This is a genomic window from Actinoplanes sp. NPDC049598 (genome assembly GCF_040675435.1).
Taxonomy (GTDB): domain Bacteria; phylum Actinomycetota; class Actinomycetes; order Mycobacteriales; family Micromonosporaceae; genus Actinoplanes.
The window spans coordinates 501,531-525,231 of record NZ_JBFAOX010000001.1 but is presented as its reverse complement, the minus strand read 5'-3'; the positions used below and the strand labels follow the sequence as shown (position 1 = coordinate 525,231).

At 71.9% G+C, this 23,701-nt stretch carries 20 protein-coding genes and 3 pseudogenes; 8 read left to right on the top strand and 15 right to left on the bottom strand.

Annotated features, from left to right (window positions below):
- Positions 1 to 77 precede the first annotated feature (77 nt).
- The gene (locus AB0J66_RS02595) at positions 78 to 2,438 is read left to right on the top strand and encodes a glycosyl hydrolase family 65 protein (RefSeq protein ID WP_364655027.1); all 2,361 of its coding nucleotides are present in this window, start codon (positions 78 to 80) and stop codon (positions 2,436 to 2,438) included.
- Between the two features lie 34 nt (positions 2,439 to 2,472).
- Here the strand turns inward: AB0J66_RS02595 and AB0J66_RS02590 are convergent, their stop codons facing one another.
- From AB0J66_RS02590 to AB0J66_RS02570, 5 genes and pseudogenes are all read right to left on the bottom strand, one after another.
- Positions 2,473 to 3,846 carry an MFS transporter gene (locus AB0J66_RS02590; RefSeq protein WP_364655026.1) on the bottom strand — a complete coding sequence of 458 codons (1,374 nt, stop codon included), beginning with the start codon at positions 3,844 to 3,846 and terminating at the stop codon, positions 2,473 to 2,475.
- A gap of 127 nt (positions 3,847 to 3,973) precedes the next feature.
- Positions 3,974 to 4,126 (bottom strand): annotated as a pseudogene (locus AB0J66_RS02585) (hypothetical protein); the annotation flags it as partial.
- 82 nt (positions 4,127 to 4,208) lie between these two features.
- A pseudogene (locus tag AB0J66_RS02580) lies at positions 4,209 to 4,415 on the bottom strand (cell division protein FtsH); the annotation flags it as partial.
- 128 nt (positions 4,416 to 4,543) lie between these two features.
- A pseudogene (locus tag AB0J66_RS02575) lies at positions 4,544 to 5,431 on the bottom strand (ATP-dependent metallopeptidase FtsH/Yme1/Tma family protein); the annotation flags it as partial.
- A gap of 9 nt (positions 5,432 to 5,440) precedes the next feature.
- On the bottom strand, positions 5,441 to 5,596 hold the full coding sequence (locus AB0J66_RS02570; RefSeq protein WP_364655024.1) for a hypothetical protein: 156 nt from the start codon (positions 5,594 to 5,596) through the stop codon (positions 5,441 to 5,443).
- Positions 5,597 to 5,769: 173 nt separating this feature from the next.
- Here AB0J66_RS02570 and AB0J66_RS02565 point away from each other — a divergent pair, with 173 nt between their 5' ends.
- From AB0J66_RS02565 to AB0J66_RS02550, 4 genes are read left to right on the top strand one after another with little or no spacing between them, the layout of a single operon-like run.
- Positions 5,770 to 6,384 carry a DUF2202 domain-containing protein gene (locus tag AB0J66_RS02565; protein WP_364655022.1) on the top strand — a complete coding sequence of 205 codons (615 nt, stop codon included), beginning with the start codon at positions 5,770 to 5,772 and terminating at the stop codon, positions 6,382 to 6,384.
- A gap of 25 nt (positions 6,385 to 6,409) precedes the next feature.
- Positions 6,410 to 7,153 (top strand): HAMP domain-containing sensor histidine kinase, encoded by a 744-nt coding sequence (locus AB0J66_RS02560; protein WP_364655020.1) that lies wholly within the window; start codon positions 6,410 to 6,412, stop codon positions 7,151 to 7,153.
- 56 nt (positions 7,154 to 7,209) lie between these two features.
- On the top strand, positions 7,210 to 8,118 hold the full coding sequence (locus AB0J66_RS02555) for a nitroreductase family protein (protein WP_364655019.1): 909 nt from the start codon (positions 7,210 to 7,212) through the stop codon (positions 8,116 to 8,118).
- Between the two features lie 46 nt (positions 8,119 to 8,164).
- Positions 8,165 to 9,904, top strand: a complete 1,740-nt coding sequence (locus tag AB0J66_RS02550; protein ID WP_364655018.1) for a GAF domain-containing protein — start codon at positions 8,165 to 8,167, stop codon at positions 9,902 to 9,904.
- 26 nt (positions 9,905 to 9,930) lie between these two features.
- Here AB0J66_RS02550 and AB0J66_RS02545 read toward each other — a convergent pair whose 3' ends face one another.
- Together AB0J66_RS02545 and AB0J66_RS02540 are read right to left on the bottom strand one after the other, a co-directional pair.
- Positions 9,931 to 10,191: a hypothetical protein gene (locus AB0J66_RS02545; protein ID WP_364655016.1), complete on the bottom strand. Its 261-nt coding sequence runs from the start codon at positions 10,189 to 10,191 to the stop codon at positions 9,931 to 9,933.
- A gap of 82 nt (positions 10,192 to 10,273) precedes the next feature.
- The gene (locus tag AB0J66_RS02540) at positions 10,274 to 11,053 is read right to left on the bottom strand and encodes a hypothetical protein (RefSeq protein WP_364655014.1); all 780 of its coding nucleotides are present in this window, start codon (positions 11,051 to 11,053) and stop codon (positions 10,274 to 10,276) included.
- A 443-nt stretch (positions 11,054 to 11,496) separates the two neighbouring features.
- Here AB0J66_RS02540 and AB0J66_RS02535 point away from each other — a divergent pair, with 443 nt between their 5' ends.
- Positions 11,497 to 12,837, top strand: coding sequence for a serine/threonine-protein kinase (locus AB0J66_RS02535; protein WP_364655012.1), 1,341 nt, complete (start codon positions 11,497 to 11,499; stop codon positions 12,835 to 12,837).
- 1 nt (position 12,838) lies between these two features.
- On the opposite strand, the gene AB0J66_RS02530 is transcribed toward AB0J66_RS02535, so the two are convergent.
- The 8 genes from AB0J66_RS02530 to AB0J66_RS02495 form a co-directional block, all read right to left on the bottom strand.
- The gene (locus AB0J66_RS02530) at positions 12,839 to 13,606 is read right to left on the bottom strand and encodes an ATP-binding protein (RefSeq protein WP_364655010.1); all 768 of its coding nucleotides are present in this window, start codon (positions 13,604 to 13,606) and stop codon (positions 12,839 to 12,841) included.
- Positions 13,607 to 13,747: 141 nt separating this feature from the next.
- Positions 13,748 to 14,446 carry a GAF and ANTAR domain-containing protein gene (locus AB0J66_RS02525; protein ID WP_364655008.1) on the bottom strand — a complete coding sequence of 233 codons (699 nt, stop codon included), beginning with the start codon at positions 14,444 to 14,446 and terminating at the stop codon, positions 13,748 to 13,750.
- Positions 14,447 to 14,521: 75 nt separating this feature from the next.
- Complete coding sequence (locus AB0J66_RS02520) at positions 14,522 to 14,770, bottom strand: hypothetical protein (protein WP_364655006.1); 249 nt, start codon at positions 14,768 to 14,770, stop codon at positions 14,522 to 14,524.
- Positions 14,771 to 15,671: 901 nt separating this feature from the next.
- A complete protein-coding gene (locus AB0J66_RS02515; protein WP_364655005.1) occupies positions 15,672 to 17,141 on the bottom strand; it encodes a DUF6056 family protein in 1,470 nt (489 codons plus the stop codon).
- Positions 17,138 to 18,088: a glycosyltransferase family 2 protein gene (locus tag AB0J66_RS02510; RefSeq protein WP_364655004.1), complete on the bottom strand. Its 951-nt coding sequence runs from the start codon at positions 18,086 to 18,088 to the stop codon at positions 17,138 to 17,140. Before AB0J66_RS02510 ends, AB0J66_RS02515 begins: the two co-directional genes overlap by 4 nt.
- 3 nt (positions 18,089 to 18,091) lie before the next feature.
- Positions 18,092 to 18,496, bottom strand: a complete 405-nt coding sequence (locus AB0J66_RS02505; RefSeq protein WP_364655003.1) for a GtrA family protein — start codon at positions 18,494 to 18,496, stop codon at positions 18,092 to 18,094.
- A gap of 345 nt (positions 18,497 to 18,841) precedes the next feature.
- Positions 18,842 to 21,427, bottom strand: a complete 2,586-nt coding sequence (gene adhE, locus AB0J66_RS02500; RefSeq protein WP_364655002.1) for a bifunctional acetaldehyde-CoA/alcohol dehydrogenase — start codon at positions 21,425 to 21,427, stop codon at positions 18,842 to 18,844.
- A 107-nt stretch (positions 21,428 to 21,534) separates the two neighbouring features.
- Entirely contained in the window at positions 21,535 to 22,467 is a 933-nt protein-coding gene (locus tag AB0J66_RS02495) for a TerC family protein (protein WP_364655001.1), read from the bottom strand.
- A gap of 207 nt (positions 22,468 to 22,674) precedes the next feature.
- On the opposite strand from AB0J66_RS02495, the gene AB0J66_RS02490 reads away from it, so the two are divergent.
- Both AB0J66_RS02490 and AB0J66_RS02485 read left to right on the top strand, forming a co-directional pair.
- Positions 22,675 to 22,962: a helix-turn-helix domain-containing protein gene (locus tag AB0J66_RS02490; protein ID WP_364654999.1), complete on the top strand. Its 288-nt coding sequence runs from the start codon at positions 22,675 to 22,677 to the stop codon at positions 22,960 to 22,962.
- Between the two features lie 100 nt (positions 22,963 to 23,062).
- Positions 23,063 to 23,491: a nitroreductase/quinone reductase family protein gene (locus AB0J66_RS02485; protein ID WP_364654997.1), complete on the top strand. Its 429-nt coding sequence runs from the start codon at positions 23,063 to 23,065 to the stop codon at positions 23,489 to 23,491.
- Positions 23,492 to 23,701 lie beyond the last annotated feature (210 nt).

The following is a 23,701-nucleotide window of genomic DNA, read 5'->3' as shown; positions in this document are numbered from 1 at the left end:
CCCTCGCGGGCCGGGACCGGGCGGGCTCAAGCTGTCAGGGGCGGCCCGTCACCCCGGATAGCGAGCGGAGGCCCACCATGATCCGCCACCCGGCGTACGCCGTGGAGCCGTGGCAGGTCCGCGAGACCGCCTTCGACAGCCGGCTGCTGGGGCGGTCGGAGTCGATCTTCGCGCTCTCCAACGGTCACCTCGGCCTGCGGGGCAACCTCGACGAGGGCGACCCGCACGCCCAGCCCGGCACCTATCTCAACTCGTTCTACGAGCTGCGCCCCTTGCCGTACGCCGAAGGCGGTTACGGCTATCCCGAATCCGGGCAGACGATCGTCAACGTGACCAACGGCAAGGTGATCCGCCTGCTGGTCGACGACGAGCCCTTCGACGTGCGCGACGGCCGGCTGCGCCGCCACGAACGCGTTCTCGACCTCCGCGCGGGGGTGCTGCGCCGGGACGTGGAATGGGAGTCGCCGGCCGGCCGGGCCGTGCGGGTGCGCTCAACCCGCCTGGTCTCGCTGACCCAGCGGCCGATCGCCGCGATCGAGTACACGGTGGAGCCGCTGGACGCGCCGATCCGGGTGATCCTGCAGTCGGAGCTGGTGACCAACGAGGCCCTGCCGGGCCCGCTCAAGGACCCACGGGTCTCGGCCGTGCTCCGGGCGCCCCTGGTCGCCGAGCTCAGCCGGGCCGGCGGCACCGGGGCCCTGCTGGCGCACGCCACCCGCGAAAGCGGTCTGCGGCTGGCCGTGGCGATGGAGCATCTCGTCGAGGGCCCCGCCGACTTGCGATGGCGCAGCGAGGCGGAGGACGACCTGGCCCGGACCACCGTGGTCGGCCGGCTCGAGCCCGGGCAGCCGCTGCGGCTGGTCAAATTCCTGGCCTACGCGTGGTCCGGCCGGCGGTCGTGGCCGGCCCTGCGCGACCAGGTCGAGGCGGCGCTCGAAGGCGCCCGCTTCGAAGGCTGGGAGGGGCTGACGGCGGCCCAGCGCGCCTACCTGGACGCGTTCTGGGCGGGCGCCGACGTCGAGGTGGACGGTGACGCCGAGGTGCAGCAGGCGGCCCGCTTCGCGCTCTTCCAGGTGCTGCAGGCCGGGGCCTGCCTGCGCGGCGAGCCCATCGCGGCCAAGGGCCTGACCGGCCCGGGGTACGACGGGCACGTCTTCTGGGACACCGAGCGCTTCGTCCTGCCGGCCCTGACCTACCTGCGCCCGCGGGCGGCCGCCGAGGTCCTGCGCTGGCGCCACGCCACCCTCGCGCTCGCCAAGGAACGGGCGGCCACCCTGGGGTGGGCCGGGGCGGCCTTCCCGTGGCGGACGATCCGCGGCCACGAGTGCTCCGGTTACTGGCCGGCCGGCACGGCCGCTGTGCACATCGCGGCCGACGTCGCCGACGCGGCCGTACGCTACGTCAACGCCACCGGCGACGAGGAGTTCGACCGTGAGGCCGGCACCGAACTGCTGGTGGAGACGGCCCGGCTCTGGGCCTCCTTCGGCCACCACGACCGGACCGGCGCGTTCCACCTCGACGGCGTGACCGGCCCGGACGAGTACACCGCCCTGGCCGACGACAACGTCTACACCAACCTCATGGCGAGGCGGAATCTGCTGGCCGCGGCCGACGCCGTGGCCCGGCGGCCCGATCAGCGCCGGGCTCTCGGCGTCGGCGACGAGGAGATCGCCGGCTGGCGCGCCGCCGCGGCCGCCATGACCGTCCCGTACGACGACAAGCTGGGCGTGCACCCGCAGGACCGCCGGTTCACCCTGCTCAAGGAATGGGACTTCGGCGCCGTACGCCCCGGCGAGTACCCACTGATGCTCCACTTCCCTTATCTGGAGCTCTACCGCAGCCAGGTGGTCAAGCAGGCCGACCTCGTGCTGGCGATGCACTGGTGCGGCGACGCCTTCACCCCCGAGGACAAGGCCCGCGACTTCGCCTACTACGAGCAGCGCACGGTACGGGACTCGTCCCTGTCGGCCTGCGCCCAGGCCATTCTGGCGGCCGAGGTCGGGCATCTGGAGCTCGCCCACGACTACATCGGCGAGGCGGTCCTGATGGACCTGCGGGATCTGCATCGCAACACCCGCGAGGGCCTGCACATCGCCTCCCTGGCCGGCGCGTGGCTGTCCCTGGTGGCCGGGCTGGGCGGGCTGCGCGACCACGGCGGCCGACTCAGTTTCGCGCCCCGCCTGCCCACCCGCATCGACCGGCTCGCTTTCTCCGTGCTCTGGCGCGGACAGCGCCTGCACGTCGAGATCGGCCGGCATCAGGCCACGTACTCGCTGGCCGGCGACCACGAACTTGACCTGTGGCATCACGGCGAACCCGTGACCCTCACCCCCGGCGCACCGGTCACCCGGCCGATCCACGGCGCCACCCCATTGACCGCCGAGCCGGTCCAACCACCCGGGCGCAGCCCGGTCCGCCGCCGCCACGCCGACGCGTAGCCGACGGTGAGCCGTCGCCGATCCGTTCCGGTGCTCAGCGCCGCTGTCGGCGGCGCTGCCACGCGTCGCGCCATCTCCGGTGCAGGGACGCGACGTCGGCGGCGGCCATCTGCCGGAGGGCGATGGCGCCGACGCTGAGTCCGCACAGACCGGCGATCGCGTAGAGGACCCGGCTGTCGGCCGGAGCCAGGGCCATCGGGCCGATCACGACATCGTGGCCGGCGCCGGCGCCGGCGAGCGCGCTCGATGCGGCGACCGCGAGCAACAACATCGCCCGGGCTGCGGTCTGGACGAAGGCGAAGACCCGGCCGCGTACGGCGTCGTCCACGTCCCGGCCGATCAGGGTGATGCCGCAGAGGAACGCCATGCCCGCACCGACCCCGACGGCGACGACTTCCGCCAAGGCCACCGCCGGACGGGTGGTGACGGCCAGCAGGAGCACGGCCAGGCCGGCCAGCTGCACCGACAAACCGAACGCCAGGCGCCTCGACACCCGCCCGGCCAGCCTCGGGCCGGCCGCGACGCCCAGCCCGAAGCCGACGAACAACCCGGCGAACAGCAGGGCGAACGTCGAATCACCGCCACCGAGGGAACGGCTGTAGAAGCGCGCTCCGCCCACCACGATCCCGGCACCGGTGAAAGCGCCGAGCAATCCCACGATCAATCCGCGCAGCAGCGGCGTGCCGGTGAGATGACGCCATCCGGTCCGTAGCGCCTCCAGCGAGGACTCGTGGGACGGCGCTGCCGAACGGCGTCCCGAGATCTCGGGCACCCCGAACAGCACCACAGCCGCCGAGGCCAGGAAGGTCAGCGCGTCGAAGTACAGCGCGAAGGCGGCGGCGTCGGTGCGGCCCAGGCTCGGCAGCCGGGCCGCGCCGGCGAAGGCCAGCGCCGCCAGCACCGGGGTGATGCCGTACGTGGTGATGATGGTCAGCTGGTTCGCCTTCTCGAGCCGCCGGCGGGGCAGCAGGTTCGGCACCGCCGCCTCCTTGGCCGGGTTCCACAGCATCGCGCCGGTCTGGGCCGCGAACGAGGCGATTCCCGCCCACGCGACCACGACCGCCCGGTCCTGCGACAGCAGCGCCACGGTCGGGATCGACGCGTACAGGGCGAACCGCGCGACATCGACCAGAACCATGGTGCGCCGCCGGTCGAACCGGTCGGCCAGCACACCGGCGACCGGCCCGAGAATCAGCGACGGCAACAGCTGGACCGCGATGACGCCCCCGAACGCCGCGCCCTGGGCCGCGGGCGAGCGCATCTGGGCGGACGCGAACGACGACGTCGCGAGCAGTCCCAGCCAGTCGCCCAGCGAAGACAGCCCGAACACCAACCACAGCCGGCGGAACGGGCGCAGCCGGACGACTTCCGCCAGGGCGGAGGACGACAGGTGCTGCCCGATACTCACACCACCACGGTCGGACGAACAGCACCGGCCGCGGCAGGGCCGAAAGACCGTCCACGACAGCACGCAGGACCTGACCCGCCGGCCGGGGCGGCACGCAGCACCTGCCGCACCACCGCCCGTCGACCGTTTCCCGTTCGACCAGCAGATCCGCGAGCCGGTCCAGGGCGTCGCGGTGGGAGCTCAGCAGACCGATAGCGCGTTCCTGCGCCTGGCGCAGCAGGGCGGCGACCTCCTGATCGATGACTCGCTGAGTCTGCTCGGAGTACGGACGGCCGAGCAGTTCGTCCCTGTCCTCGCCGAGAAAATCGGGACGCCCGCCCCAGCGCCATCCCCGCCGGCAGGATGATCACCTTGGCCACCGGGTCGGCGTGCTCGCAGAGGGCGGCGACGAGGGCGTGGCCGGCCTCGTGCAAGGCCACCGCGCGGCGCTCCTCCGGCAGCAGCGCGTTCGAGGAGTCCCGGCGGCCGAGCAGCACACGGTCGCGGGCCGCGTCGAAGTCGCCGGGCCCGACCACGACCCGCTTGTCCCGTACGGCGTTGATCGCCGCCTCGTTGACGAGATTGGCCAGGTCGGCGCCGGAGAAGCCGGCGTGCCCCGCGCCACCACGGACAGATCCACCGAAGGGTCGAGGTGCTTGCCGGCCGAGTGCACCGCCAAGATCGCCGAGCGCTCGGCCTGATTCGGCAGCGGCACGACCACCTGCCGGTCGAAACGGCCCGGGCGCAGCAGGGCCCCGTCCAGCGTCTCCGGCCGGTTGGTCGCGGCCAGCACGACGGTGCCGGTCGCCTGGTCGAATCCGTCCATCTCGGCCAGCAACTGGTTGAGAGTCTGCTCCCGTTCGTCGTGCCCACCGGTCCGCGCGCCGCCGCGGCAGCTGCCCAAGGCGTCGATCTCGTCGATGAACACGATCGCCGGCGCCCGCTTGCGGGCCTCGGCGAACAGGTCGCGCACCCGCGACGCTCCGACGCCGGCGAACATCTCGACGAACTCGGATCCGGTCACCGACAGGAACGGCACGCGAGCCCCGCCCGCCACCGCACGGGCGATCAGGGTCTTGCCGGTGCCCGGCGGCCCGACCATGATCACGCCTTTGGGACCGGTGGCGCCCGCCGCCGCGTACCTCTCCGGCTCCCGCAGGAAATCCACCACCTCGCTGATCTCCTGCTTGACGCCGTCGTAGCCGGCCACGTCGGAGAAGCGGGTCTGCGGGCGCTCGGCCTCGATGATCCGCGCTCGTGACCGGCCGAACCCGCCGACCCCGCCGGCGAGTTGCCGGCCGGCGCGCAGGCCGAGCCCCAGGAACAACACGATCAGGGCGAGGAACGGCAGCCAGCCCAACAGGCCCGATAGCCACAAGCCCTGCGCGCGCGTGGCGGTGACCTGCACGTTGTGGACGCTGAGCCGTTGATCGAGCCCGGTCGGGTCCAGCGCGGTGGGCAGCTGCGAGGTGAAGCGCTTTCCGTCGGTGTATGAGCCCGCCACCGAACCGCGGTCGTCGACCGAGACCGCGGCGATCTGCCCGGCATCGACCTTGCCGAGGAAGTCGGTGTACGACAGGGTGTCCGAGGCCGGGGCGTTCGCCAGCAGAGGCCACTACAGCAGCGCGAACAGCACCAGCAGGCCGACCGGCAACACCCATCGGCGCCACCACCCGGTTCGTGACGGAGGCGACGCGGGTGGCAGCTTCGGCGGATCGGTGGGGGCGGCTCGCGCGAGGTGGCGCAGCGACAGAGGCATCTCGGTGATCATGCCGCCCCCTTCGACGCGGTCCTGGTGTCAGCCTGCACACGAGCGGAGCCGGCCACCAGGGACCTAAGACACCAGCGGACGGGCCCTCGCTCGCGCCGTTGTGCCCGGGCGAGGGTGACCACGCCGACGTATCCAGAAGAAATGACACCGTGCTTCTGAGGAGGGGACCAGCCATGAGGACCATCTCCCGCCGGGCGGCCACGATCGCGGTGACCGGTCTGATCGGCATCGGAGGACTGGCGGTCACGGCGCCGGCCGGGGCCGGCATCCTCGGCGCCCCGGTCCCGGCGCCCTCGGCCACCGCCGATCGCGGCGGCTACCGGATGGGGCCGGGCTACGGCATGGGATCCGGTTACGGCAACGGCACATGCCGGCAAGGGGCGACGGGCCGCCTCACCGCGGCGCAGAAGACCACGCTCGCGTCCGTGGCGCAGAAGGAACAACTCGCCCGCGACCTTTACACGGCGTTCGCCGCCCGCTACGACGCGACGGTGTTCGATCACCTCGCCGCCACGCAGAGCGGGCATCTGGCCATGCTGCGGGTGCTGCTCCGGCGGTACGGCGTGGCCGACCCGACCACCGACCAGCCTGCCGGCACCTACGACAGCCTGCTGGCTCAGGGCAGTGCCGGCCTGGCCGCACCACGCGGCGTGGGGCGCCGGCTCGAGACGGACGAGATCACCACACTCGACGCGGCCCTGGCCGGGCTCAGCGCCCCGGACGTCGAGCACGTCTACACCGCGCTACGGTGGATGTCCGAGGGGCAACTGAACGCCCTCACCCGCTGAGCCGCCCTATCCGTCCGGCTCAGTCGTGCGGCCCGTCCCCACCGCCGGTCTAGGCGAGGCGCTGGCCCGGCAGCGCCGCTTCGTCGCCGACGCCAGCCACGAGCTGCGCACCCCGGTCACGCAACTGCACACCCGGGCCCAGCTGCTGCGGCAGGACCTGCGGGCCGGCGCCTCGCCGGCCGACACGGCGGCCGATGTCGAACAGCTGCTGGCCGGGACCCGCCAGCTCGGCGAGGTGATCGACGATCTGCTGCTCTCCACCCAGCTGGAGAACGGCGCCGGAGCGGCCGAGGAGGTCGACCTCGGCGTCGTGGCCGCCGGGGCGGTGGCCGGTTTCGCGGCCCGGACCGGCCAGCTCGGCATCGCCCTCGTGTTCGATCCGGACGACGCCGGCCCCTCACTGGTCGCCGGCCGCGAGGCGGCGCTGCGCCGCGTGGTGACGGCGCTGGTCGACAACGCGCTGAGCCACACCGCGGCCGGCGGACACGTGACCGTCGAGCTGCGGAACCGGCCGGATGAACGCTCGGTGGCGCTGACGGTGCGCGACGACGGCACCGGATTCGACCCGGCCGACGCGGACCGCATCTTCGACCGGTTCGCGCGCGGGCACGCCGACCAGCGCCGGTTCGGCCTCGGCCTCGCGCTGGCCCGCGAGGTGGTCGCAGGCCACGGCAGCACCATCGAGGCGACCGGCGAGCCCGGCCGGGGGGCGGTGTTCACCGTACGGCTGCCGGCGCACCCGGGATCACTGCGGGTCTTTCGGCCCTGAACGGGATTCGGCCCGCCCGGCACCCTGGTGAGGGAGCCGACATCGAGGAGCAACCCGTGGACACCTATACCGAGACCGATCTGTGGCGGGCGGCCGAAGCGGGGATCCGCGCTCCGTCCATGCACAACAGTCAGCCGTGGCTGTTCCGGCTGCGCGACGGGGCGATCGATATCCTGGCCGATCCGCGGCGGCGCCTGAGCGTGGCCGACGAACGTGGCTGGGCGACCCGGATCGCCTGCGGCGCGGCCACCTTCAACGCCCGCCTCGCGCTCGCCGTGCACGCCTCGCGGCCGGTCGTGGAGCTGCTGCCCGATCCCGGCGATCCCGACCTCATCGCCCGGCTGCGGCCCGGACCGGAGCCCTCGCCTTCGCCGGACGAGGCGGCCCTCTACGGCACGATCGCCCGGCGGCACAGCAACCGCCGGCCGTTCCGCCCGGATCCGGTGCCGCCCGAGATCCGGAGCCGCCTGCTCGAGGCCGCGCGGGCCGAGTCGGTCTGGCTCGACCTTCTGGTCGGCACAGTGCCGCTGGCGGGCTTCGCGCAGATCGCGGCCAGTGCCGACCGCGTGCTCCGGCGCGATCCGGCCTATCGAAGCGAGGCATCGGCCGCCTTCCGCGGCGGCTGGCTCCGCCCGGTGCCCGGGCGCGCCCACGACCAGGAGCCGCTCATCGCCGTGCTCGGCACCTATGCCGACCGGCCGGCCGATCAGATCGGTGCGGGCCAGGCGCTGCAGCGCATCCTGCTCACCCTCACCGACGCCGGCCTGGCCGGCTCGATGATGTCGCAGCCCATCGAGGTCCCGGCCGCGCGCGATCAGCTGCGCCGCTCGCTCGGCCGCTACGGCGCCCCGCAGATGACCTTCCGCATCGGCTACGGCGAACCGGGTGGGCTCACACCCCGGCGCCCGCTTCACGATGTGCTGCTCTCCGAGGTGTCCTCCCCCGTCACCTCGGGCCTAGGCTGACCGGAACCGCCTGCGGCAGCGACGACGCCTCGGCTGGAGGAGAACCGTGTCCACATCAGGCACCGACCCACGTGACCAGACGGCCGCCACACCCCCTCGGCTGACCTTCCCCGACCAGCCCCGGCTCGAGCTGGACGAGCTGCTCGGCCAGCTGATCGACCGGGCTCAGGAGGTGATCGGCACCCAGGGCCGGCTCCGGGGCCTGCTGCGAGCCAACCAGCTGATCGTCGGCGAGTTGAGCCTGCCGGCAGTGCTGCAGCAGGTCACCGAGGCGGCCCGGGAGCTGGTGGGGGCACGCTACGCCGCGCTCGGCGTCATCGCGCCCGGCGGCGGGCTCAGCGAGTTCGTGCACTCCGGCATGCCGGCCGACGCGGTGGCCCGCATCGGGCACCTGCCCCAGGGCAAGGGCCTGCTCGGCGCGCTGATCGACGACCCCCGGCCGATCCGGCTGCGGCGCATCGCCGACGACGTCCGCTCCTCCGGTTTCCCGCCGGGCCACCCGCCCATGGACAGCTTCCTCGGCGTCCCGATCACCATCCGGGGCGCCGCGTTCGGCAACCTCTACCTCGCCGAGAGCGAGAAGGGCGAGTTCAGCCAGGAGGACGAGGAGCTCACCCGGGCCCTGGCGGCGACCGCGGCCGCCGCCATCGACAACGCCCGGCTGTACGAGTTCGCCCGTGTCCGCGGTGAATGGCTGCAGGCCTCCGCGGCCATCACGGCTCAGCTGCTGGCAGCGGACGACCAAGAGGCGACGGCTTTGCAGCTGATTGCCGAACGCAGCCGGGAAGTGGCAAAGGCGGATCTCGTCGTGGTCGTGCTGCCGCTGCCGGACGGCAAGGCCCTCGGGATCGAGGTGGCCGTCGGCGAGGGGGCCGACGGGCTGCCCGGCCAGGTCCTGGAGCTGGAGGGCTCGCTGAGCGGGAAGGTCTACCGCGAGGGCAGGCCGTTGCGGCTCAACGAGCCACAGGAGGCGGGGCTCGAACCGCTGAGCACCGCCACCATCGACGTCGGCCCCAGCATGGTCCTTCCGCTGCGCGGGTCGACCCGGATCCTCGGTGTGCTCGGCGCCTTCCGCCGCCGCGAGGCGGCCGGTTTCGCGGCCGAGGAACTCGAGATGGCCGACGGCTTCGCCACCCAGGCCGCGGTGGCCATCGAGCTGGCCGAGGCGCGTGCCGAGCAGCAACGGGCCGCGATGCTCGACGACCGTGACCGCATAGCGGCCGACCTGCACGACCATGTCATCCAGAAGCTCTTCGCGGCCGGCCTGTCGCTGCAGACGGTGGCGGCCCGGATCGGCCCGGGTGCCGCCCAGGAGCGCATCACCGCTGTCATCGACGATCTGGACGACACCATCGGTCAGATCCGGACCACGATCTTCGCGCTGCACCGGAGCCGGCGCAACGACACGAACACCATCCGGGCCCGGCTGCTGGAGGTCGTCGGCCAGGCCCGGCACACCCTCGGCTTCGAACCCGGGCTGCGATTCTCCGGCCTGCTCGACGAGCTGCGGGGCGACGTGGTGGACGACCTCGTCGCCGTTCTCCGCGAGGGGTTGAGCAACATCGCCCGGCACGCCCGGGCCCGCTCGGCCGACGTCGCCGTCACCGTCACCGACGGCCGTGTGACGCTGGAAGTCCGCGACGACGGTATCGGCATCGCCGACAACGGCCGCCGCAGCGGGCTGGCCAACCTGCGACAGCGCGCGGAGCGCCACCAGGGCACGCTGACCGTCGCTCCGGCCCAGCCCGCCGGCACGCTGCTCGTCTGGTCGGCGCCCTTCGCCTGACCGGCTCCTCGTCGTCCTCGGGACGCCTACAGATAGACGACACGGAACACTAGATAGTGATCCGCGACCGCGTCGATGTCGGCGCGGGCCGGGTCGGGGCCGAGCCCGAAGTAGTAGCGTGCCTCGGCCGCACCGGCCGCCGCGCCGCTACGTCGCCGACCCGCCCGCAGATACGGCACGATGACGTCCGTGCGCTCCGGCGGCGCGAGCTCGTCGAGCCGTACGGGGCGAGCCCGTCGACGGCGGATCACCGCGTGGCCGTGCGCCGCACGCACGTCCGGACCCATTGCGGCTCCCCGGCGAGAGCGACCAAATGGTCCTCGCTCCGCCAGGATGTCCGGAGGAGGGGCACCCGGCGCATTCACGCTCTCACCGGCGACCGGCCCGGCGCAGAGGCGAAGGTCCCATTACGGGTGTTGTCCTCGTTCGGCGAGGGGAGGCGATCAGCGCCCAGACGATCTTCCCGTCCCGGAGCCTCGTCGCGCCCCAGTGAGTGCCGGCGGCGGCCACGATGCGCAGCCCCCGGCCGGATCCGGCCGGCAGGACGGCGCCGCCGGACATCGAGGCGTCGATGAGGCGCGGCATGGCGTGGCTTCCGTCCCGGACGGCGATGCGCAGGTAGCGGCCGGTGAAGGCGGTGATGACATCGAAATCGGTGCCGGCGTGCCGGATCGCGTTCGAGGCCAGCTCGGAGACGATCAGCTGGGCGTTGTCGTACACGTTGACCTGGTCCCACGCGACACAGGCCTCACCGAGCAGCTCCTGAGCCGCGGTCACACTCGCGACCGCCGGCGGCAGCCGCCGGCGCATCCAGCGAGGAACGTAGGCCCGCATCGCAGACAGCGCCTGCGGCCGGTCGTCGTACAGGCTCACGAAGCTGCGGTGTGCGCCGAGGGCTCGGCTGGTCTCCGGACCCGCGCCGTACAGGAGCACGGGCATGCCCCAGTTCTCCTGCGCCTGGCAAGTCGCTGTGGCGAAGACGGCCAGCGAGCCCGGGGCGACCCGGCCGAGGCCGGAGAGGTCGACCAGCACGGCGGCCGGGCACTCCGCCGCCGCTTTTCCGATCGCCTGGCGCAGCGGCGGCTGGGCCCTCATCGTGAGCCCGCCGCTCAGCCACAAAGTAACGACGCCCGTGTCGAGATCACGCATGCTCGAAATCTTCACGTCCCGGCCTCCGTCATCTTTCTTCCGGCACACGGCGCACGTGGAACAGAGTCAGGCGGAGATTGCCGGAAGATGGCACTTGATCGACTTCGGCTGGATCACCGGGCTGGAACTCGGCGTGAACGCTCAATCGGAAGTAGGCGTGGACGACGCGGCTCCGGGCGGCCCTGTGATCCACGATCTTCCTCGACGGCACGGTGACCATGATTCATCCCGGTGGGGCTGCTTCCTCGAGTACCGCATGACCACCGACGCAGGCCCACGGCTCGAGGACATGATGTCGCGGTGCCGAAGGTCCTTCGATCTTCCGATCCGGGTGGGTCCCCGGACCCACCCGGATCGCCGAGAGAGGCCCTCCGCCCCTGCCGGAGCGGTTCAGCCGGCGCCATGCTGAAAGTGCCGCGCCGACGCGGCGCTCGGGGGCCACCATGACGCACCGGACCGGAGACGTGCTGACCGGCCGCTACCGGCTCGACGACCGGATCGCGGGCGGCGGCATGGGCGAGGTCTGGCGGGCCACCGACCTGCAGCTGGGTCGCCGGGTCGCGGTGAAGACCCTGCGCTCGGACCGGGCGGCCGACGCGCACTTCCAGATCCGGTTCCGCGACGAGGCCCGGGCCCTGGCCGCCCTCGACCACCCCGGCGTCGTGGCAGTTTACGACTACGGCCAAGAGGCCGGCGGCGACGCCTATCTCGTGATGGCCCAGGTGGACGGCCAACCGCTGAGCCACCGGCTCGCCGAGCGGGGGTGGCTGGAGCCGGCCGAGACCATGTCGATCGTGGCCCAAGTGGGCCGGGCCCTACAGGCCGCCCACGATGCCGGCATCGTGCACCGGGACGTCAAGCCCGGCAACATGATCGTCCAGCCGGACGGCTCCGTGGTCCTGGTCGACTTCGGGGTGGCCCGTTCGCCCGGGTCGGCCGCGCTCACCGGCGCCGAGGAGGTCGTCGGTACCGCGTACTACATCTCGCCCGAACAGGTGTCCAAGCATCCGGCCGGCCCCGCGTCGGACGTTTACTCGCTGGGCGCCGTGGCCTTCCACTGCCTGGCCGGGCACCCGCCGTTCCAGGGCCACAGCCCACTGACGATCGCGTTGCAGCACGTCAACGACGACCCGCCACCGCTGTCGGCCGATATACCCCCGTCCGTACGAGCCGTGGTGTCGACCGCGATGGCGAAGGATCCGCGGGCCCGGTTCGCCTCAGCCGCGGCGATGGCGGCCGCGGCTGACCGGGCGGCAGCCCTGCCGGATCCGGACGACCCCACCGTCACGCTGCGAAGCTTCCCCGCGTCGCCGCCGGCCGCCCCACGGCTTCGACGGCCTCGCCGGCGCCCTCTCGTCATGGTCCTGGCCTTGTCGCTCGCGCTGGTCGTCTCCGGAGTGGCCGTTGCCGTCGCCGACCCCTTCGGATGGTTCCCGCGATCCCCGGCGCCGTCCACCTCGGCGCCGGCGTCGCCGCCCGCGCGGGCCACGTCGGAGAGCACCGCGCCGCCGGCGGGCGAGGGCGCGGGCTCCGGGGCGGCCACCACCGCCCCACCGGACAGTTCGCCGCCCCACCCGGCACCGGCGACCAGCCGCAACCCCGGCGGGGACCCGACGACACCCGGCAGCACGACCACGCCCACCGGCACGCCACCGCCCACGGGCACGACCGCGCTCACGGCCACCACACCGTCGGCGACCACGGCCACCACGCCGACCGGCCCGGCGCCGTCGGCCACCCGGACCTCCGCGCCCGGCCCGGTCACCACGGAGCCGGCGCCCTAGCTCACCGAGGGCAGGGGTCGCTGCTCGTGCCCCCGGGAGCGGCCCTCATCAGTGCCCAGACGTTCTTGCCCGCCGGGAGGCGGGTGACGCCCCAGTGGGTGCTGGCGGCCGCGACGATCGGCATGCCCCGGCCCGAGCCGGCCCGGACGATGCCACCGCTCGTGCCGTCGGGCTCCACCACGCGGGGCATCGCTTGGCTGCCGTCGCGCACCGAGATCCGCAGGTACCGGCCGGCGTAGGAACAGACGACGTCGAATTCCGTGCCGGCGTGCCGGATCGCGTTGGCCGCCAACTCCGAGGCCACCAGCCGGGCGTTGTCCCGCAAGTGGTTCAGCCCCCACATCAGGCACGCCTCGCCGAGCAGGCCCCGCGCCCCGGCGGCGCTCGAGGGCACCGGCGGTAGCCGTTCAGACAGGTACCGCGGGGCGTAGGCGCGCACCGCGATCATCGTCTGGAAGACGTCCTCGTACAGAGCGACGTACGTCCGGAAGGCCCCCAAATCGCGGCCGAGCTCTGGATCGGCGCCGTAAAAGAGCACGGGCACCCCCCAGGCCTCCCAGGCCTGGTGCGAGGCCGCCGCGAACGCGGAGAGCAGAGTCCCGCTCGTCCGCAACAGACCCGACAGGTCGACGATCACCGCCGCCGGACACTCGGCGGCCGCCTTCCCGAGCGCCCGCCGCACTGTGGTCACAGTGCTCCGGTTGAGCTCGCCCACCAGCCGTACGGTGGTCACCCCGCTCGCGAGGTCACGCTCCGTCGCCGTTTTCACCTTTCAACTCCCAGCGCACGCCCGGATGGCAGACCGTCAAGTCGAAGCGGGATGCGTCTCGCCTCCACCGTTGTCCTTGCCCGTCGTCAAGGCAAGACCCTGGATGAAGTAAGTCATGGTGTGCCGGATGGCCCCTGGCGCTCAGTCGTCCGGCAGCCGGCCGGTGTGGAGGATCTCCAGGGCCAGCTCGCGGATCTTGCCGTTGCCGCGCCGGGAATGGCGGCGCAGCAGGTCGAAGGCCTGCTCGGGGGTGAGCCGGCGCCGGGCCATGACGATGCCGACCGCCATGCCGATCAGGCGGCTGGACCGGAGCGCCTCGGTCAGCTCGGCGCCGCGCGCGCGACCCGCCGCGCCGGCCAGCGCCACGGCGGTGTGCGTGGCGAGGACGCCGCCCAGCGCAATGGTGGCCGGGCCGGCCGCGGACCCGGACCGCTCGGCCACCATGAGGGCCCCCAGGACGTCCGGACCGGCCTTGACCGGCAGGATCAGGACACCACAGATCGGGGCGCGCTCGGCGGCGTGACGGCTGGCCGCCGGCCATCGGCCGTTACGGCGCAGGTCCGGGATCGGGTGGACCGCCCCGGTCCGGATGGTGGCGAAGCAGGGGCCGTCCCCAGCGGTGTGCCACGTCCGGTGGGCCGCGGCCGTCGCCTCACCGCTGGCCGCGGCCGGCACCGGCCGACCATGCCGGTCCATCAGGCACAACGCCGCGTCATCGCAGGCCGGCACCAGCTCGGTGGCCGCCGCGACCGCTCGCTGCGCGATGGCCCCGGCGTCGGCCGGATACAGGGAGTCGGCCAGGCCGGCGAACCGCTCCGCCCACTCGTGCCCGTTGCCCATGATCGTGCTCCTCCACGGACCACGATCCCATTGCGGGCCCGGGCCGGGCAGGGTCACAAGGCCGGAGCGTACAGGTCAGATGCCGGCCCCGTCCGGCGGTGGCGGGAAGAGCGGCTGCAGCCAGACAGGAGGCTGGAACGGGCGCCACGTCCCCTCCGGCTGGGCCAGCCGGTCGGCGACCGCCCAGAGCGCGGCCGGGTGCTGCCCGAGACCGAGATGACTCCCCATGACCGCGATGTTCTCCCGCCGGTCGCCGGGCGGATGCAGCGAGGCCTGGTGCGAGACGATGCCGTCCCACCGCGACAGGATCGAGGTCGCGGGCACCGGCAACGGGGCTGGACCAGCTCCGAGGCGGGCAGCCGCGAGTGCGGGACGTGCCGGTGCGCCTGCGAGTTGTAGTAGGTCATGGCGCGGGTCTGGGCCGGATGCGACATGCGGATCGGGCTGCCCAAAGTGATCACCTGCCGGATCCGGTGGCCGTCACCGCACTCTCCGGCGGCTAAACCCCAGGCCGGCGATCAGAGGCGATCGGCCCTGGCCGTCCTCGGCGCGCCGTTCTAGCGTGACGAAGAGACCAGGTTCACCACCGCCGGAGGGAGCGAGCGCGGCACTGCGGTCACGAGGGCTCACCGCCAGGGCGGACTGGGTCGAACGCACGCTGCGCGAGCTCGTGGACGTGGCCCGCAACCGCAGCCTGCTGTCCACCCTCGACCTCGATCCCGAGGTGTTACCCGCGACGGCGAGCGAAGAGGCCCTCGTTGAGGCGTCTTCCGGAGGAGGGCACTCCGCCGGCTCCTCCTGCTGATAAGACCGAAGGATGCCATAAATCGCCCACACTGCCGCGGTGACGCGACGGTGCCTGCTCGGCGCCGCGGCCGATCTGCTGCTGGCCGCGCCGACCGCCGCCCGCCAGGGCGGCCCACCGATGGGCACGGGGTGCTGGGGATCGACATCGCTCGGGACGACATCGATGCCTCGCTACGCGGCGTCCGCTTCCGCCCGGCTTCCAGATCCGGCACGAGCTGGCTTTCCAGGCGAACGGCGACAGGACAGGTGATCCGCAACGGCGATCTGGCCGTGCTCGGGTCGGAGACCCAGGTCGCGCTCGACGCGTTCCTGGCCGCCGGCCGACCGTGCAGGCCTGCCACCAGCACTGGTACGACCCGCGATCGCGCCTGCCTCGACCGGACCTCGGCCGTACGGACCTGCGAGGGCCCGCCCCAGCTCAGTCGCTGGCGCGTTTGGGTGGCGGGAGGAGGCGGACGACCCGGTAGTAGTCGCTGGCGCACTTGTCGGAAAAGTTCGGGTAGCCGGGGCGCAGGTTGGGCTCGGCCAGGGCCGGCACCTGCAGGGGCCGGTAGACGACCTCGGTGGCGCCCCGTGCGACCTCGGCCCGGATGCGGGCGTCCTGCGCGTCGAAGGCCCGGGCACGGGCGATGGTGAAGTCGGCCTGCTTCTCGACCACCGGCAGCAGGGCGGCCGCGCCGCCCAGCAGGACCGCACCGGCGAGGACGGTCGTCAGGGCCAGGACGCCCTCGCGGACCGGCTCGGCCCCGCGGTCCAGCAAATGGGCCAGGGCCCGGCCCAGCAGCACCCCGTAGGCGCACAGGCCCAGCGTCATCGGCGCCACGTAGCTGAACCAGATGCGGGCATCCCGCCAGCCGGTGCTTCCGTAGCCCTGCCGGACCCCCAGGACGACCAGGTACGAACCGGCGAGCAGCACCGGCGCCGTCAGGAGCAGGGCGACCGCGACCGGTGCCGGAGGCAGCCGGCGGTGTGTCCCGGCCGGGCGGGTCACGGTTCCCAGCAGCACTCCGGCCACGAGCACCGCCGCGTACGTCCACTGGGAAGTGACGACGTGCATGATGCGGGCCCAGTCGCCGGCGGCGTCGGTCAGCAGGGACTCGGACAGCATCGTGGAGAGGGTCTTGCCCTGTCCCCGCCGCACCTGCGCCCCGGGCGCGGCGTAGAGGATCGCGAAGCCGGCGACCAGGCCGGCACACACGGCGGCGCACCACAGGAACGTGTACCAGCTGCGGGCCGGCCGCCGCCGGAGGACGCCCATCAGGCCGGCCGTGGCGGCCAGGAGACCGAACATGACCAGCGCCGGTTCGGCCAGCGTGCCCAGGACCACGCCGACCAGCAGAGCGCCGGCCACCGAGACGGCCCGGACCCACCACCGCCGGGACCGGCCGGCGAGCAAGGCGAAGTACACCGCCCAGACCGCGATGACAGTGGGCAGGGTGTGGCTTATCGACCCGGGCAGCCACAACACCGCCTGGTACGGATCGTGTGCCCCCGCGAAGAGCACCAGCTCGATCACACCGGCCACCGCGATCAGCACCGGCAGCGGCGCCTCCCAGCCCAGCATCGACCAGACCCGCCGCAGCAGCAGCACCAGGCCGAGACCGAACGCGGCGACCAGGAACGCCGGGAAGTACCGCATGCCCTGGGAGTCGTCAAGGCTCACCAGCCCGCTGACGAAAGCGTTGGCGATCCGCCCGTTCTGGGTCAGGTAGTAGTCCTTGGTGATGCCCAGGACCCCCAGGTCCCGGGTCTTCCACAACACGCACCAGTCGTCGGCGCTGGGCCGGACGAACAAGCCCAGGAAGGCGAACACCGCCAACAGCGAGAAACACGCGACGCCGGCCGTGCCGGCGACCACGGTCACGAGCCGGCGCACCCGCTCACTCATGGCGTCTCCTCGCTGTCCGGCCCGGCAGACTCCTTGACCAGGAAGTGCGGCCGCCGCTTGGACTCGACGTAGATCCGCCCGACATACTCGCCGATCAGGCCCAGCATCGAGATCTGCAGGCCGCCCAGCCCGACCACCGCCACCACCAGACTCGCGAAGCCGGGGGTGCGCACGCCCACGGTCAGGGCGGCGATCGCGATCCAGGCCGCGTAGGCGAGGCCGAGGCCGCCGAGGGCCAGCCCGAAGTAGATGCCCAGCCGCAGTGGGCGATTGTTGAAGGACAGCACCCCGTCGATGCCGTACTCGACCAGGCTCGCGAACCGCCACTTGCTCGACCCCGCCCCTCGGGCGACGTTGTGATAGTCGAAGGTGACCGTGTCGAAGCCGATCCAGGAGAAGAGTCCTTTGGAGAAGCGGTAGTACTCGGGCAGGCTCAGCAGGGCGTCGACCGCCGGCCGGGAGAGCAGCCGGAAGTCACCGGCGCCGTCGGTGAGCCGCACGTGCGCCATCTTGCCGACCACCCGGTAATACAGCCGGCCGGTCAGCGTTCGCCACGGCCGGTCGCCGTCGCGGGTGCGGCGGGCCACCACCTGGTCGTGGCCGTGCCGGTACAGCTCGAGCATGCGGCCGATCAGCTCGGGCGGATGCTGAAGGTCGGCGTCCATGATCACTACAGCGTCGCCGTGGGCTCGCCGGAGACCGGCGAGCATGGCCGCCTCCTTTCCGAAGTTCCGGCTGAAGGAGACGTACCGGGTGTCAGCCGGGTGCTCCTTGGCCAGCGCGCGGAGGCGGTCCAGAGTGGAGTCGCCGCTACCGTCGTCGACGTAGTAGAGCTCGTAGCCGACGTCCGGGTCGTCCACGGCGGCCAGCGCCTCTCGGAGCTTGCCGTCGAGGACGTCGATGACGCTTTCCTCGTTGAAGCACGGGACAACGACTGAGATCAGCATCGTTCATCCTCCCCGCCGGTCAGCCACGCGGCGCGGCGCGCCCCGAAAGGTCCATCGCGAGTTGAGCGAGTAGTTCACGGCCGGGATGGCGACCAGCGCGATCGACTGCACCACCGGATAGGGGCCGCGCATGACCTCAGCGCCGAGCCAGAGGATCACCGCGTTCAGCGCGAAGGCGATCGCGGTCACCACCAGGAACTTGGCGCCGGCCACCACGTGGCCGGTCGTGGACTGGAAGACCCATATCCGCTGCAGCAGGTACGAGACGACGATGCTCGCGGCGAATCCCACCGAGGAGGCCACGACCGGCCGTATCCGTACCACCTCGACCAGGGTCAGCCCCACCCCGAAATGGGTCAGCGCGCTGGCGCCGCCACTGATCCCGTAGCGAACCAACCGCCTCCACACCGGGTCAGGAGACATGGAGCGTGACCGGGCTGCTGTAGCCGACCGCGTTGAACGCCGTCGCGGGGGCCACGATCCGATAGACGTAGGCGCGGAACGCCAGACGAGGAAGAAGCGGTTAGTGCTGCCGGAGTGCACCATGAGCGCGCGACCCTCGATCATCCCGACCATCTCCCGGGCGCGGTTATGTCTCTCCCGAGCTCGACCCTGGCCAGCCGGGCCTGGAAGGCTCGACGGTGTTCGGCCCGAACGGCCTCGCCGGGGCCGGCACCCCGGATCGTCTCGTGTCCTTCCAGCACAGCCCCCGGATCGTGGGCTGTCCAGGGCCGATCGTCCCGGAGAACGTGGTCAGCCGTAGTAGGCGTCCCGCATCAGCTGCTGCATGTCCTCGAGCATCGGCATCCGTGGGTTGGCCGGCGCGCACTGGTCCTCGTACGCATTGAGCGCCTGCTGCGGCAGCGCGGCCAGGAAGGCGCTCTCGTCGACACCCACCTTGGCGAACGACGGCTCGATCCCGACCGCGTCGCGCAGCTTCTCGACGGCCGCGGCGAGGGCCTCGACACCGTCGGCCGCTGTGGCCGCGGACAGGCCGAGCATCCGGGCGATCTCGGCGAAGCGCTCCGGCGCCCGGTAGCTTTCGTACTTGGGCCAGCCGGACAGCTTGGCCGGGGCGGCGCCGTTGTAACGGATCACATGCGGCAGCAGCACGGCGTTGGTCCGGCCGTGAGCGATGTGGAAGGTCGCGCCGAGCGTGTGCGACATCGCGTGCACGATACCGAGGAACGCGCTGCCGAAGGCCATCCCGGCGATCGTGCCCGCGTTGTGCATGTGCTCCCGCGCCCGCGCATCGCCGTCCACGACCGAACGCTCGAGATTGGCGAAGATCAGCCGGATCGCGTGCAGGGCCAGCCCGTCGGTGAAGTCACTGGCATACACCGAGACGTACGCCTCGATCGCGTGGGTCAGCGCGTCGAATCCGCTGTCGGCGGCGATCACCCGGGGCAGGCCGGCCGCCAGCTCGGGATCGACGATGGCCACCGTGGGAGTCAGCGCGTAGTCGGCGAGCGGGTACTTCTTGCCGGTGACATGGTCGGTGATGACCGCGAACGGCGTCACCTCGGCCCCGGTACCCGACGTGGTCGGCACGCAGACCAGTTGCGCCCGCTCGCCCAGCGCCGGGAAGGTGAAGGCCCGCTTGCGGATGTCGAAGAACTTCTGGCGCATGTCGTCGAAGCCGACCTCGGGGTGCTCGTACTTCAGCCACATCACCTTGGCCGCGTCCATCGCCGATCCGCCGCCGAGCGCGATGATGGTGTCGGGCCGGAAGGCGCGCATCAGCGCGGCCCCGCGCTCCACAGTGCTGATCCGCGGCTCGGGCTCGACGTCGTCGATGATCTGCAGGGCGACCTGGTCCGGCCGGCTCTGCAGGACCCGGTTGATCCGGTCGACGAAGCCCAGCATGGTCATCGTCTCGTCGGTCACCACGGTGACCCGCCGGACGCCGGGCATGTCGGCGAGGTAGCGGATCGCGTGCGGCTCGAAGTAGATCTTCGATGGCACCTTGAACCACTGCAGGTTGTTAGTACGGCGGCCGATCCGCTTGATGTTGATCAGGTTCACCGCGGACACGTTGTCGGACACCGAGTTGCCCCCGTAGCTGCCGCAGCCCAGCGTGAGCGAGGGCAGGAACGCGTTGTACATGTCGCCGATGCCGCCCTGCGAGCCCGGCGAGTTCCAGATGATCCGTACGGCCTTCACCATGCGCCCGAAGTCCTTCACCAGCTCGGCGTCCTGGGTGTGGATCACCGCGCTGTGCCCGAGGCCGTGGAACTCCACCATCTCGGCGGCGTGGCGCAGACCCTCCTCACGCGAGCCGGCTCGCAGCACGGCCAGCACCGGGGCGAGCTTCTCCCGGGTCAGCGGCTCGGCCGGCCCGACCGCGCCGACCTCGGCCAGGATGATCGAGGTGTCCGGCGGCACGCGGAAGCCGGCCTGCTCGGCGATCCAGGCCGCCGGGCGCCCCACGACGTCGGGATTGAGCCGGTCGTCGTCGCAGCCGGCGCCGCCCGCTCCGGGACCGAAAATGAACTGCTCGAGCTGTGCCTTCTCGGCGGCCGTGGCCACGTACGCGTGCAGCTTGCCGAAAGCGGCGATCGCCTGTTCGTAGATCTCTTCATCGAGGATGACAGCCTGTTCGGAGGCGCAGATCATGCCGTTGTCGAAGGACTTGGAGAGCACGATGTCGTGGACGGCACGGTCGATGTCCGCGCTCGCCTCGATGTACGCGGGCACGTTGCCGGCGCCGACGCCCAGCGCGGGTTTGCCGGCCGAGTAGGCCGCCCGGACCATGCTGTTGCCGCCGGTGGCCAGGATCGTCGCGATTCCGGGGTGGTGCATGAGCGCCGCGGTGTTCTCGAGCGAGGGTTCCTCGATCCACTGAACACAGTCGGGTGGGGCGCCGGCGGCGACCGCAGCGTCGCGGACCACCCGGGCCGCCTCGGCGCTGCACCGCTGGGCCGCCGGGTGGAACGCGAAGATGATCGGGTTGCGGGTCTTCAGCGCCATCAGCGCCTTGAAGATCGTGGTCGAGGTGGGATTGGTGACCGGCGTGATCCCGGCGATGACGCCGACGGGGTCGGCGATCTCGACGATGCCGTTGATCTCGTCCTCGGCGATCACGCCGACGGTCCGTAGCTTCGCCATGCTGTGCGTGACGTGCTCACAGGCGAACAGGTTCTTGACCGCCTTGTCCTCGAACACTCCCCGGCCGGTCTCCTCGACCGCGAGCCGGGCCAGCGTGGCGTGCTGGTCGAGCGCGGCCACGGACGCCTTCCTGACGATCAGGTCGATCCGGTCCTGGTCGAACGAGGCGTACTCGGCCAGCGCCCGCAGGCCACCGCTCACCAGAGTCTCCACCATGGGCACCACGGTCATCGCTCCTCCTTGGACGTCCAGGTCGTCTCACCTCGAACGTTAGGCGGACGCAGCCCCGGCGCAGCAGGACCTTTGGTCCCGACCCGGCGGGACACATGCCCCAGGCACTACCGGGCCGGGTCCTTGCCGGCTGCGGTGCGAAGCAGGCTCGATCCGATGGACACGCCGATCGTGGCCACGATGAAGCCGAGGGTGACCGGGATCGGCAGTTTGCCGACCGGCGTCTCGGAGAGGATCAGCTTGACGCCGGCGAAGGCGAGCAGCACGGCGAGCCCGTAGTGCAGATGGACGAAGCGGCGGAGCAGGCCGGCCAGGCAGAAGTACAGGCTGCGTAGGCCCAGCAAGGCGAAGGCGTTGGCCGTCCAGACGAGGAAGGTGCTGGTGGTGATGGCCAGGACGGCGGCCACCGAGTCGATGGCGAAGATGAGGTCGGTGGCCTCGACGGCGATCAGCACGACGAACAGCAGGGTCGCCACGCGGCGGCCGTCGACGTGGGTGAAGAACCGGGCGCCGTGGTAGGCGGGATCGGTCGGCACGACGCGGCGCACGAGGCGAACGACCAGGTTGTTCTCCGGCGGGCTCTGCTCGCCGTGGCGAAAGGCCATCCGGTAGCCGGTCCAAATGAGGAAGGCGCCGAAGACGTACGCCGTCCAGAAGAATGTCTCGAGCAGTTCCGCGCCGACGAAGATGAACACCAGTCGCATCACCAGTGCGCCGACGACGCCCCAGAACAGCACCTTGTGCTGCAGCGCGGCCGGCACCGCGAACGCCGAGAAGATCAGCGCGAAGACGAAGACGTTGTCGATCGACAGCGCCTTCTCGATCAGGTAGCCGGCGTAGTAGGTGCCGGCCACGTCGGCGCCCTGCCACCACCACAGCAGCGCGCCGAACAGCAGACCGGCGCCGATCCAGACGGCCGACCAGGTCGCCGCCTCCCGGAAACCGATGACGTGGTTGTCGCGGTGCAGGAACAGATCGACCGCGAGCATCACCGCGACGGCACCCATCACAAGGACCCAGCCCCACCAGGCCACAGACACGCGGAACTCCCTCCGACCAGGCCGGCCGCACGGGCCGGCGACTCCGGTCGAAGGTCTTCCCGCACCACCATCGCGGTGGCCGTGTCACCGGGACCCGGATGGCCGGATCCGTCCTGACGGCGACACGCCGGACTTCGGGTACTCCCCCTCGAACTACGAACCATTATTCACGAAGTACAGTTCGTTTGACAATAGGAGGCGTACGGGATGCCGGCTTGGACTTTCCTGACCAACCACGCGCACGTGCTGCTGGCCATCGCGCGTGACCCCGGCGCCCGGCTCCGCGACATCGCGCAGATCGTGGGCATCACCGAGCGCGCGGCGCAGGCCATCGTGGCCGACCTCGAGGAGGCGGGCTACCTGGAGCACACCCGTGTCGGCCGCCGCAATCAATACACCGTCCACCGGTCCGGTCCCTTCCGGCATCCGGCCGAAGCCGGTCGGCGCATCGGCGATCTGCTCGCCCTGTTCACCCCGGCCCCGCCCGGCGAGTGACCGCCCCGGGCCACGGACCGGCCCTACGTCCCTGGTGCCGCCAAACCGGCCGGACCACAGTGGTGAGAGGAGACGACCCGGCCGCTGGGAGGACACAGCCATGACCAAGAAACCGTCAGGGCAAAGACCGAAGATGCCGCCGCGCCGGGTCGTCCGCCTCGTCTGGAGAACGCACCGAGCCCTCTACCGGGTCACCCGCGGCCGGCTCGGACTGTGGCGGCCGCGGCCCGGCCGGTGGGGTGCGATGCGGCTGACCACCGTCGGGCGCCGGAGCGGGATCGAGCGCAGCGTCATCCTCGGCTACTTCGAGGACGGTCCGCGTCTGGTCACGTTGGCCATGAACGGCTGGGGCGAGGGCGATCCCGCCTGGTGGCTCAATCTGCGAGCGAACCCGGAAGCCGTGGTCGAACTGGCCGGGAACCGCGGTGCCGTGCTGGCCCACACCGCCGAGGGAGACGAACGGGCCCGGCTCTGGGCGGTACCGGCGGCAGGTCGGGACAGCTCGATGGGTGGACGGGGACGTAGTTGAGGTTGTAGCTTGCAGCGGACCGCGACTTCGCCCTTGGAGGTGAGACCCATGAACGTTGTATCGAAGTGGGTGCTCCCCCTTGCCGTCACGGTCGGGCGATTGACGTAGGTGTCGCCGGGAGCGCCTCATCGTCAGGCACTCCTGAAAGGCAACACCTGTGTACTCGCTACCCTCCGCCGCTGAGCCGTCTGCGGACTATACGACTGTTCA